This is a genomic window from Burkholderia sp. Ax-1724, assembly GCF_011752995.1.
GTDB lineage: Bacteria > Pseudomonadota > Gammaproteobacteria > Burkholderiales > Burkholderiaceae > Paraburkholderia.
On record NZ_VWWL01000002.1, the window covers coordinates 433,988 to 444,526 of the forward strand.

The 10,539-nt window shown below is 56.4% G+C and carries 10 protein-coding genes; 7 read left to right on the forward strand and 3 right to left on the reverse strand.

Translation table 11 applies throughout. From position 1 onward, the window contains the following. The first annotated feature begins 54 nt into the window (after nucleotides 1-54). The 4 genes from F3J19_RS03960 to F3J19_RS03975 all read left to right on the forward strand — a co-directional run bounded on the left by F3J19_RS03960 (nucleotide 55) and on the right by F3J19_RS03975 (nucleotide 5,357). Nucleotides 55-1,265 (forward strand): IS3 family transposase gene (locus tag F3J19_RS03960; protein ID WP_167037911.1). Its coding sequence is split into 2 segments (ribosomal slippage): nucleotides 55-361 and nucleotides 361-1,265, totalling 1,212 coding nucleotides; the frame shifts between segments, so codons are not numbered across the junction. Nucleotides 1,266-1,515: 250 nt separating this feature from the next. Then, a complete protein-coding gene (locus F3J19_RS03965; RefSeq protein WP_167037914.1) occupies nucleotides 1,516-1,827 on the forward strand; it encodes a hypothetical protein in 312 nt (103 codons plus the stop codon). After that, nucleotides 1,824-3,131 carry a hypothetical protein gene (locus tag F3J19_RS03970; RefSeq protein ID WP_167037917.1) on the forward strand — a complete coding sequence of 436 codons (1,308 nt, stop codon included), beginning with the start codon at nucleotides 1,824-1,826 and terminating at the stop codon, nucleotides 3,129-3,131. The genes F3J19_RS03965 and F3J19_RS03970 overlap by 4 nt, the downstream gene beginning before the upstream one ends. 903 nt (nucleotides 3,132-4,034) lie before the next feature. Continuing rightward, nucleotides 4,035-5,357 (forward strand): IS5 family transposase, encoded by a 1,323-nt coding sequence (locus F3J19_RS03975; RefSeq protein WP_167037920.1) that lies wholly within the window; start codon nucleotides 4,035-4,037, stop codon nucleotides 5,355-5,357. Between the two features lie 317 nt (nucleotides 5,358-5,674). On the opposite strand, the gene F3J19_RS03980 is transcribed toward F3J19_RS03975, so the two are convergent. Both F3J19_RS03980 and F3J19_RS03985 read right to left on the reverse strand, forming a co-directional pair. Then, on the reverse strand, nucleotides 5,675-6,697 hold the full coding sequence (locus F3J19_RS03980) for a nucleotidyl transferase AbiEii/AbiGii toxin family protein (protein ID WP_167037924.1): 1,023 nt from the start codon (nucleotides 6,695-6,697) through the stop codon (nucleotides 5,675-5,677). Then, complete coding sequence (locus tag F3J19_RS03985) at nucleotides 6,690-7,286, reverse strand: DUF6088 family protein (protein ID WP_167037927.1); 597 nt, start codon at nucleotides 7,284-7,286, stop codon at nucleotides 6,690-6,692. The genes F3J19_RS03980 and F3J19_RS03985 overlap by 8 nt, the downstream gene beginning before the upstream one ends. A 288-nt stretch (nucleotides 7,287-7,574) precedes the next feature. Between F3J19_RS03985 and F3J19_RS03990 the strand changes: the two genes are divergently transcribed. Next, nucleotides 7,575-8,102 carry a hypothetical protein gene (locus F3J19_RS03990; protein WP_167037930.1) on the forward strand — a complete coding sequence of 176 codons (528 nt, stop codon included), beginning with the start codon at nucleotides 7,575-7,577 and terminating at the stop codon, nucleotides 8,100-8,102. 139 nt (nucleotides 8,103-8,241) lie between these two features. Here the strand turns inward: F3J19_RS03990 and F3J19_RS03995 are convergent, their stop codons facing one another. After that, on the reverse strand, nucleotides 8,242-9,279 hold the full coding sequence (locus tag F3J19_RS03995) for a site-specific integrase (RefSeq protein ID WP_167037933.1): 1,038 nt from the start codon (nucleotides 9,277-9,279) through the stop codon (nucleotides 8,242-8,244). A 503-nt stretch (nucleotides 9,280-9,782) separates the two neighbouring features. Between F3J19_RS03995 and F3J19_RS04000 the strand changes: the two genes are divergently transcribed. Together F3J19_RS04000 and F3J19_RS04005 are read left to right on the forward strand one after the other, a co-directional pair. Next, complete coding sequence (locus F3J19_RS04000) at nucleotides 9,783-10,085, forward strand: type II toxin-antitoxin system prevent-host-death family antitoxin (protein ID WP_240158695.1); 303 nt, start codon at nucleotides 9,783-9,785, stop codon at nucleotides 10,083-10,085. Further along, a partial coding sequence (locus tag F3J19_RS04005; RefSeq protein WP_167037936.1) for a hypothetical protein occupies nucleotides 10,082-10,539 on the forward strand: 458 nt, incomplete at its 3' end. The genes F3J19_RS04000 and F3J19_RS04005, both read left to right, overlap by 4 nt.

The following is a 10,539-nucleotide window of genomic DNA, read 5'->3' on the forward strand; positions in this document are numbered from 1 at the left end:
GCATTGCAAAAATGGGGGCGACCATAGATTCTGACTAACAACAAACAGGAAGTGATGGAAGTGTTGACGGGGCCGGAGCGCCAGCGGAGATGGTCAGCCGATGAAAAGCTGGCGATGGTGAGAGAGAGTTTCGAGCCGGGCAAGTCGGTCTCGATGGTTGCACGCCAGCATGGCGTCAATCCGAATCAGCTGTTTCACTGGCGCAAGCTGTATCAGGACGGCAGTTTGTCAGCAGTTAGCGCCGGCGAGGAAGTGGTGCCCGCTTCCGGGTTGAGCGATGCACTGAAGCAAATCAGGGAACTGCAGCGCTTGCTGGGAAAGAAAACCATGGAGAACGAGATTCTTCGTGAGGCGGTGGAGGTGGCGAAGTCGCGAAAATGGATTGCGCGCTCGCCCTCATTGCCGGGGGACGAGCAGTGAAGCGGGTCTGCGACGTTCTCGGTGTAGCGCGCTCAAACGTGGCAGCAAGGCTGGCGCGTCCGGATGACTGGCAGGATGGACGCAGCGCCAGGCAGACGGACGATGCCGGCCTGGTCGAAGAGATTCGGCTGACCGTCACTGACCTGCCGAGCTACGGATATCGCCGGGTCTGGGGCATGTTGCGCCGTGAAAGGGAGCGCCGGGGTATCGCTCCAGTGAACGCCAAACGCGTGTATCGGGTGATGCGCGTTCACAGCTTGCTGCTGCAACGCAGACCTTCGCCACCACGGCCGCAGCGTCGGCACGATGGCAAGGTCGCGGTCGCGAAGCGCAACCAGCGCTGGTGTTCTGATGGCTTTGAGTTTCACTGCGACAACGGTGAGCCATTGCGCGTGACGTTCGCTCTGGACTGCTGTGACCGTGAAGCGATGAGCTGGGCGGCGACGACAGGCGGTCACAGTGGCGATGTGGTGCGCGATGTAATGCTCGCAGCCGTCGAGAACCGATTTGGAAATGTCTTGAAGACGCCGGCTGAAATCAAGTGGCTGACAGATAACGGCTCAGGCTACACGGCGCACAGGACCAGAAGCTTCGCGTCGTCCATCGGGCTAAAGCCGTTGACCACACCGGTCTGCAGCCCGCAAAGTAACGGAATGGCGGAGCGCTTCGTAAAGACGATGAAGCGTGACTATGTCGCCTTCATGCCGAAGCCCGATGCAGCGACTGCGGCGCGCAATCTTGCCGTCGCGTTTGACCACTATAACGAACATCATCCTCACAGCGCGCTGAAGTACCGCTCGCCACGCGAGTTCAGGCGCAGGACCGATTCATCAACTCAAGTGTGAGGCGGTGTCCGGAGGTACAGGGGCAAATCCAGGGTGCGGCCCGCCAAGTAAATGTGAGGTTGACCACATAGCCGCGAGAGAATTTGCTCTAGTGTGTCTTTATAGCAAGCGCGTCGGCCAGTCGATCGCACGGCAAGCGTACAGCGAAACGTTGGCGATTGACTCCTCGTCGCGTCACGACCAACTCCGAAGCTAGCAATTTTGTCTTAGATGGCTCTATAACGTTTGTTTCAATCGTGAGGCTTGCGTTATGAAGGTTATTGTTGATGGCGGTTCACAAGATGTAAGGTCGGCTTTACCAGGAGGAATTTCTCTTCCTCCAAGTCTAATTAATATCGACGCGGGTGAACTGGGCAGACGAATCAATCAGGCGATCAAGGAGATATCAGATCCTTTGATACTCGCATCTGAAAATCTGTCCTCCGTTGAAATTGAAAAGATAACTCTTTCTCTAGCCATCACTGCAACCGGCGAAATCGCATTACTTTCTCTTCTGAAAGGCGGTTCGTCGATCCAGTCGACGATCCAGGTGACCTTGATACCGAAGAAGAAATCGCAATGAGTGATGCCAGAGAGTTCCTGTTGGAATTGGTTGCGTGGTACAAAAATGACCCTAAATATCGAGACTATTATGAGATTGTTACATCTGACAAAAAAGCCGTTTTGGAAAACATTGATAGAACCACTGCGAAGCAATTAGGTGCTCACAGTTACACAGGAAAATACCATCTACGATCACTCGGTGCGAGCGTTACATTAAAATATAAAAACTCATTTAAAAAACTATTATCTGCTTATCGCAAACATGTAGAGGAAAATATTGATGAGCTTACCGATTGGTCCTTGGGTGATCCAGAGCTTCACGCGGTTTTCACACGAATAATAGAAATTATTGTTAAAAATAATGCATTTCTCGGATCGGCTGAGAATTACTTAGACTTTTGTTTCCTGCCAGTTCCGATTCCAAATGCATGTGCCTTTCTCACTCCCATTGATCGGCGGCCGGTAATGGCTTTTCAAGAAGGCATGCCGTTATTTTTGCATAAGATGTCGAAAATAGTGAATGAAATTTGCATGAGGATGCCCGTGGAGGCGTACGATAAGATCGCCAACCAAGCGCTTTCCTCTGATCAAGCCACTGCTTCCGATGCGACACAAAAGCTAGCTGGCCTGGTCGACAAAACCGTAAGAGAAAGCGCAGATATCGGCGCCATATTTGTTACGACTGTTGCGGCACTGGTGTTCAATGGAACATTGAGCGGAACGGGGTTTATTCCAAGCAACGAGTTCACCGTAGTTCCTGGAGGGACGCTGCTACAGGGCATGGAAACATTCTTGGTCGGCCATGAAATAGCGCATATTTTCCACGGCGATTTAACGCGGAGCGAAAAGCAAGAAGAGGTAGTGATCGATGGCCATGAAACCGATCTTATTATCCCGGCTTCCGACGACGAGCTGGCGGCGGATATTCTCGGCTTGACATTACTATGGAATATCGTGGCCAAGGAAGGTCGGGATGGATGGTTCGGAGATACGAACAGCGCAATAATGCTCAGTGCGCCAGATGTATTTTTTTCTTTGTATGATATGTTATATATTTTTATCGAAGCAGCTGCTGGGTTCTCTGTCTGTGAAAGGTATGATTCCCATCCTTCGCCGATCAGGCGGAGGGAGGTCATTCGGCAGTATCGACAAGTGCTTTTTGCGAAATCTGGGGCAACTGAAACGTCCTTATCACATTTTTTGGGTTTGAAGTACGATTACGTAATTAAGTCGTTAACCTATTATTCAATATCAATTTTCAGAAATATGCTCGCTGACGGAAATAAAATCTCCCCCGTCTGGGCGCCAGAATGGAATTCTTAATTCTATTTATCCAATAATTTACTGCGCGATCGCTAAGAAGAGCGATAGACAAGTTTGATGAGCTATATCGCGGGCACGAATGAGCCTCAACAGTCACACGAGAAGCGACTGTATTCGAATCCCCGGCGGTTGTTTTGACGCATCAGAGCAGCATCTTTGCGAATACCGAAACAGTGGAAATTCGCGACGAGATGCCCCGTCGTGCGCTAGCGTGTCCTATTTCTGCGTCTCACTTATCCGTCAAGGTGATCGGTCGAACGGTAGATGAGTTTTCAAACTTGCCGTCCGGCGCTCGAATCCGACCCGAAGCATCTGTTCATCGACGATCCATTCGCGCGAATGGCCGCTGTGGTCTGATTCTGTTGAAAAACTAGTTTTCGTTGGAAACGAAGCCAGTTGGCTAAAAATCGACCTCTGAGATCGCGCTACAAACCGCTCGTAATTATCGGTCGAGGGTAAGAGGACCCCTGAAACACCGGCTGAACCCTTCTGTGAAGAGTTTATCAACAAAATCGTCTCGAAGCTGCCGGGCAGTGAGGTCAAATCGTTGTCCGCTCAGAGTCGAAACTGTGAGTTGGCGGATGCAGGAAACGCCCGTCCCCACTGCGCGACGCCTGCACGGTCAACACCCGCCACATTGCTGGCGTCCAAAAGAACCTCGTCGAACGTCGGCCTACGACGCGTCGGCGAGGACCGGGAGCGACTGGCCGTTGCACTTCGATCACAGCCATTGGCAACGAGAGGTCGCGCTGTCTGAGACCAAACTGACGTTGACTGATTAGTCGAGCCTGAACAATCCTCGAAGCCTTATGGTGCAAGGCTTTGCGCTCTGAATGGGGTTGAGGGAATTGCAGGAAGCGGGCATATTAACGCGTAATTCCTGCATTTTTTGACGAGGTGCGGATGGGTCCGAAGGCGCCTGTGACGGAGGGAGATTTCTTCCGGCAACCGCTGCGTGAACAGATCAATTTGAAGCATCCGTTGGTCGGTTTGGCCGATCTGATCAACTGGAACCGATTGGGCGCGTCGATGAGCGAGAGCTTCGTATCGCGCAAAGGGAGACCGGCCACATCCCCAAGGCTAATCGCCGGCCTACTGTACCTCCAGCATGCGTTCGACCTGTCCGACGAGGAAGTCGTCTGGCAATGGGTGGAGAATCCGTATTGGCAGGTTTTCACCGGCGAGACGTACTTGCAGACCGAAGCGCCGATTGATCCGTCGAGTCTCACGCGCTGGCGTAAGCGTCTGGGCGAAGCCGGCGTCGAAGAGTTGCTGGCCGAGACGATCGAAGCCGCCAAGCGTGCCGGTGTGATCAAGGCCTCAAGTGTGAAGCACGTGATCGTCGACACGACGGTCATGCAAAAAGCGATCGCCCATCCCACTGATTCACGCTTGCTCGAGCGGTGTCGCGAACATCTGGTGAAGGCTGCGGCGCGGCACGGATTGAAATTGCGGCAGAACTACAATCGCGAGGCCCCGCGCCTGGCCAGCCAAATCAGCCGCTACGCGCACGCCAAGCAATACAAGCGAATGAGGAAAGCTCTGCGCACGTTGCGCTCTCGCGTTGGCCGAGTCATGCGTGACGTCGAGCGTCAGCTCGATTCAGTCGCCCACACTGGGCGCAGCGCGCTGCACGAGTTGATCGGCCGCACCAAGCGAATCTTGTCGCAAAGGCAGAAGGACAAGAACAAGCTGTACGCGCTGCATGCGCCGGAAGTCGAGTGTTTGGCGAAGGGCAAGGCTCGCACGCCGTACGAGTTCGGTGTCAAAGTGTCGATCACGACGACCCACAAAGAGGGGCTCGTGGTAGGTGCCCGCTCGATGCCGGGCAACCCATACGACGGTCACACGCTGGCTGAGGCGTTGGAGCAAGCGGCGATCTTGAGCGACGTGAAGCCGGAAGTCGCCATCGTCGATCGCGGCTACAAGGGTGTTGCCGTTGAGGGTGTGAAGATCTACCACCCGGGATTGCGGCGCGGTATCACGCGCGGGCTGCGCGCGATGATCCGACGGCGAAGCGCGATCGAGCCTGCCATCGGTCACATGAAGGCGGACGGCAAACTCGATCGGAACTGGCTCAAAGGCGCACTCGGTGATGCAATTCACGCCGTCCTGTGCGGCGCCGGCCACAATCTGCGCATGATCCTCAGGAAGCTGCGGCTTCTTTGCGCCCTTGTTCTGTTCGCTTTGCTCAACCGCTCGACCACTGTCGTCTTCACGGCATGAGGGCTAACGCCGCGCAAAACGAATTATTCAGGCCGGACTGATTAGGTTTCGACTTATACACCTGAGTATTTTGTGTGACGGTATCGCGGTTCCGCCGCTGCATGTTTCGCTAACTGCAGTGAAGCGTTGGCGGCCGGGACCGCGAAACGACAACTGGCATTCGACCACATCTACGTGACGGTCTGCGGCAATGCGATGCGAAAGAAGATTGGGAAACGTGCGTACGACGGGGCTTTGTCCTTCCATGTGTCTGGCTCCCGGTCTATTGGACCTCATCGGCACTGTAGCGAGAACAGCGCATGGAATGTCATGCTAAATCACACGTCTCTTCTGTTTATCCTGCTTTCGATGTCGGCGCATGTCTGCATGAGTTGATCGAAGGGGGCAGCATCCACGAGCAATATTGAGTCGTCCAGCATGGCGGCGTAGTCCTCCGCAAGGGCTTTGCGCGCATCGTCTTCAGGGACCAGCCGTAGCCGTCCCTGTGCTGCGTTGGCGTAGTCGATGACTGTGCCATTAGCGTCTTTCTCAATGAAGAAGATGGACTTGTGTTGGGCGACCATGGTCGCGACAGCGCGATCGGCAACGACTTCGTCGAAGTGCGGACTGCGCGCAATCGCCGCCAGATCATGCCAATGCCGGGCATAGCGTTCGCCACGGATGCGGCCTTGTGCGCAGTACACATGCGCTGCAGTCGCTTTCTCCCAAAAAGTCCGCGCGAGGCTCATGACCAGCGGCGACGCTGTTGGAAACGACACCTCGGGGACATACCCGTCCATGTCGCACGTGACCGACATGATCTGATGAGGTTCTCCAGTAGCACGGGCGCCAAATTCCAGGGTGATCACCGGTGCCACGTAGCCAGTCCCCTCGGCGAGGGGAGGGTAACTCAAGAGCAGTTTGTCGTTATCCTGTCCCCCAAGCTCAACCCGTGCATTCAGCTGATCGTGTTCCAGCGATGCCTGAATGACGGGCTGGACGTTCGTTTTGATCCAGTCAGGAAGCCGGTGGCGTACGGCTTGCGTCCATTTGCTGGCTTGGCTGCGGCTGGATGGCAGTTCGCCACCGTCGTTGATCAGATCCGGTATCAGCTTGCGAATGTCGTAGGTCAGGTCAATATCTTCGGAGAAGCGATCGATGATCTTGTAGGCCTTGGACAAGGACGTACCACCTTTAAAGGTGAGATCGGCGGACAGGCTCGACTCGAAGAGCGCGCGGAGTGTCCACACGACCCACACGTCTTTTTCAAGCAGATGCGCAGGGCGCCCCGTTTGATCGCGGGCGTATTCCAGCGCTTCGCGCCGGTCGTCCGTGCTGAGACTGAAAAAGTTCTCAGCCATGCGCGGCTTCCTGACCGATCGCCTGAGCCATCCACGACGGTAAGATGGCTCGGGCGGACGTCAGCGTTTGCCATTCCGTTTCCGGAAGGGTGCGGTGCAGTGCCGCTAGAGAGCCACTGGCATGCGTCGGTCCCATCCAGGCCAGTGCGCGGATCGCGGCGCCAGCTGGCCCGTTACCCAAAGCCAGCATCCAGCAGGGGGCGTGTTTGACCAGCAACTCCGAGCGACCGAGTTTCAACTTCCGGGTACGTCCTGACGTCAGATAGACCTCCCGGGTCGGTACCTGCTGGGTCAAGCCGAGTGCATTCGCAGCACTGGCGCCGTGCGGGGCGATGGTTTCGCCGCTCAGCTCCGCCATGGCCTTTACGACCTTCTCCGACGCAGGGGCGCGCGAGCCGAACCGGCTGGAAACGGGGGCTACATAGGTTCCACGCGCTACGCGTATAAGCTTGCCGGCTTTGCTGAGGCGCGAAAACGCCTGGTCAACCGCAGCGCGGCTTCCCAGATGCAGGAATTCTTTGGGCGACAGCACGCCGCCCTCGGGGAGGGAGCGGGAGTGGAGCAGTATGGCTTCGGGGAGTGTGTTCATGGATACCTCGCATGTCAGAAATTATACTTTATTTCTGACATGCGAGCAACGCTGCCGCCGTGCATGGGGGCAGCGGGTGTTGTGGAGGGGCTACCGGGGATCTCTGCCGGTGGGTAACAAATCTTCCGCCTTTTGGCCGGTTAGCTGATGAGGATGGTGAGCAGCTAAATTGGTATCGTTGGTTGTACGCTGACGGTGCGGCACGCTCATACGAGGCGAGAATACGGCTCGTGACTCCGTCGCCCCGGCTCTGCGACAATAGGATCTCGTCGCCCCATCACGCTCACCATGAAGCATTCGGATTTCTATATCGACCTCGAATTTCTCGGTCCGGCCGGCTTCCGTTGGCGCTGCTCCGATGTCGGTACACGCACGATCGTCGCTGTGCGTCTCGAGCACGACGATCCGAACTGGTATCGCGGGCCACCGTACGTCGCGACGGAAGAGGTGTTTGACGAACGGGAGATGGAGCGTTGCCATCTCACGCCGGAGGATGCAATTCGCGCGGCAATCGAAGAGGCGGATACGTCGGGCCATCCTGGCTATCCACATGACGTCGTCAGTCACATGATGCATGCTCGCTTCGAAGGGGCAAGTTCCTACCCGAACGGGGGCGTGCTGCGCTTTGATCGGTGCGGATTCGATGGCGAGATCCTGCACCCGTACGCTGGACGCAAAGATGACGAACAATGGATCGTGCAGCTCTATCTGCCGTTCCAGCAGGCATTCCTCGAAATGTCGGAGCGGGAGTTCATCGCCTTGCCGATCGCCACGGCTGCGAATGTGCGGGAACGCGCCAATCGGCAAGCCATTTGACCAGAAAACGTCGACGACTGTGGCCTTTCGCACTCGGCCGCGAGGGACATCACACGCGGCGTCTGCTCGCCAGTGAGTCCCGCGGACGCAGGGTTGGCGACGTGTGTCGAGTTATCGCGTCATCTGTACGCTGAATCGACTAGATAGACGCCGCCTCTCGCGAAGGTTCGACTCGGTCGGTCCCGGGGGGGGCAGGGGGCCGTGCCTCAGCTGGTGCTGTATTGATGTAATTGCACCAGGCCTGCATCATTTCGCGTCGCTTCTCGAACATATCACTGCGGAAGTAGGCGGCTTCTGCCTTGTTGCTCAACGTATGCGCCAGCGCTGCTTCAGCGAGCTCGCGAGGGTAGGTGGTCATTTCGGCGCACCAGTCACGGAACGTCGACCGGAATCCGTGAACCGTCAGGTCTGAATAGCCGACCTTGCGCAGAAACTGAAGCATGGCCATGTTCGAAAGACCCGTTTCCGCTTTCCATCCTGGGAAGACAAAGTCGCTCTTGCGTGTTTTCTTCATCTGCCTCAGAAGTTCGACCGCGCGATTGGACAGGGGAACCCGGTGTTCGCGCTTTGCCTTCATCCGCGTTTTGGGAATGATCCATACTGCCTCGCGCAGATTGATCTCCTCCCAGGTGGCAGCGATGACTTCACCTGTGCGTGTCGCAGTCAGGATGGTGAACTCGAGTGCTTGCGCGGTCACGCCAGGCTGTGCCCGCAGCTCAATGACAAACGAGTGGATATCTTTGTACGGCAGGGCCGCGTGGTGTTGCTGCCGTTGTACCGATGTGGGTCGGGGCAAGAGGGTATCAAGATGATTGCGCCAGGTCGCTGGATTGTCGCCCGTACGCAGGCCGCGGGTTTTGGCCCATGCGAGCACCCGTTCCACGCGACCACGGATCCGGGATGCCGTCTCGTTTTTGCTGAGCCAGATCGGTTCAAGGATCTGGACGATATGCCGGGTATCAACGAGGGCGACATCAAGCGTGCCGATGATAGGCATCGCGTAGGTTTCGAGGGTATTTGTCCACTGGTCAACATGCTTTGGGTTTTTCCACCCAGGACTATGCATGGCGATGTACTGTTCCGCGCACTGCGCGAACGTAAGCTTGGCTGCGACAGCTGCCTGTGCCGCGATGCGGAGGGAGAAAGGATCCTCGCCGCGTCCGAGCACATGGCGCATCCCCTCGGCCTTTTGTCGGGCGGTGGCGAGAGGGACGTTCAGATAGGAACCTACAGCCGTTGCGACTCGTGGAGGTCGTGACAGGACTGGCGCTCTACCAGCCTGTCCCGACCATCGCGGCAGAGCCCGGTTACCAGAGTTCGAACGCATTCATTGCGATGTTCAGGAAAACGTCTGGAGACACGCCACAGCGCTATCTGAAACGGGGAACAGGAGAGGACGCGCACTTTACATTCATATAATTGATTATAAAGGGAGTTTTTGGTTGGCTTGAAGTGGGGTGTACTCATTGATGTACTTAATGGACGTTGGCTCATAACGGACTTAGCGAACGGTTGTGGACATGCAACGCAACGGGCGCTGACGTTTGACCGGCAGGTGGGCGAAAATCGGACGCTAGGTGAGCGTACGGCAGCACTTATCTGTCGAATGGCCGGCGTCATTGCCCCGAGAGCAAGTTCGACTTACACTGTCTATTAATGGATGTTGTACGAAAAACGTTAATGGAGGTGGCGATGAGCTTGCGAGCGTGTGATGTGGTGCCGATTAGTGAAGCGCGGGCGCGGCTGACCGAATTGGCCGACGAAGTCGTAGGCGGTGCGGAGAAGGTCCTCACCAAAAACGGCACGTCCTTTGTTGCGCTCGTCGATGCCAAGAAGCTTGACTACTACCATGCGCTGGAGGTTGAGCACGCGAACTTCGTGCTGCTCGATGAGGCGGAAGCAGGTTTGCACGAGTTGCTGGGTGGCCAAGTGGTCGGTACCGATGACTTGATGCGCGCGTTGACGACGCCGACGAAGCTGTGACGGTCCGGGCAGTTGTCGAGGCGGCGCCCAACTTCCTTGTTACGCTTGATGAAGCGCGACGTTTCCTTGTCGAGCAGGATGTGGACACGGCATCGAGACGTTTTGCGCGGCTCCAGGCGGAGCTTGTTGAGATGGTTCAGATGCTCGGTTGGTCGCCGGGATGTGGTCGTCATGTGCGGTTCCTGGCTGCGCGCTCGGCCCAGGCGAGGTTGCGCCTAGCACGCGTGCAACGCCTTGCGGCCGAGGCCGCGTTGCCGGATCTGCGTGAATTTGTCCTGGAGCAGTACGTGGTGCTCTATGCGCACTCATCGGAGCGCGTCGCGCTGTGGGAGTGTCAGAATTTCCGTGTTCAAGGCGGGTTGAAATTCACACGGATGGTCGAACGAATCGATCCTCATAAAGAATCGCGAACTGGTTCATGGCCGACTTCCAATCATGAGCGGCGCGTCCCCAG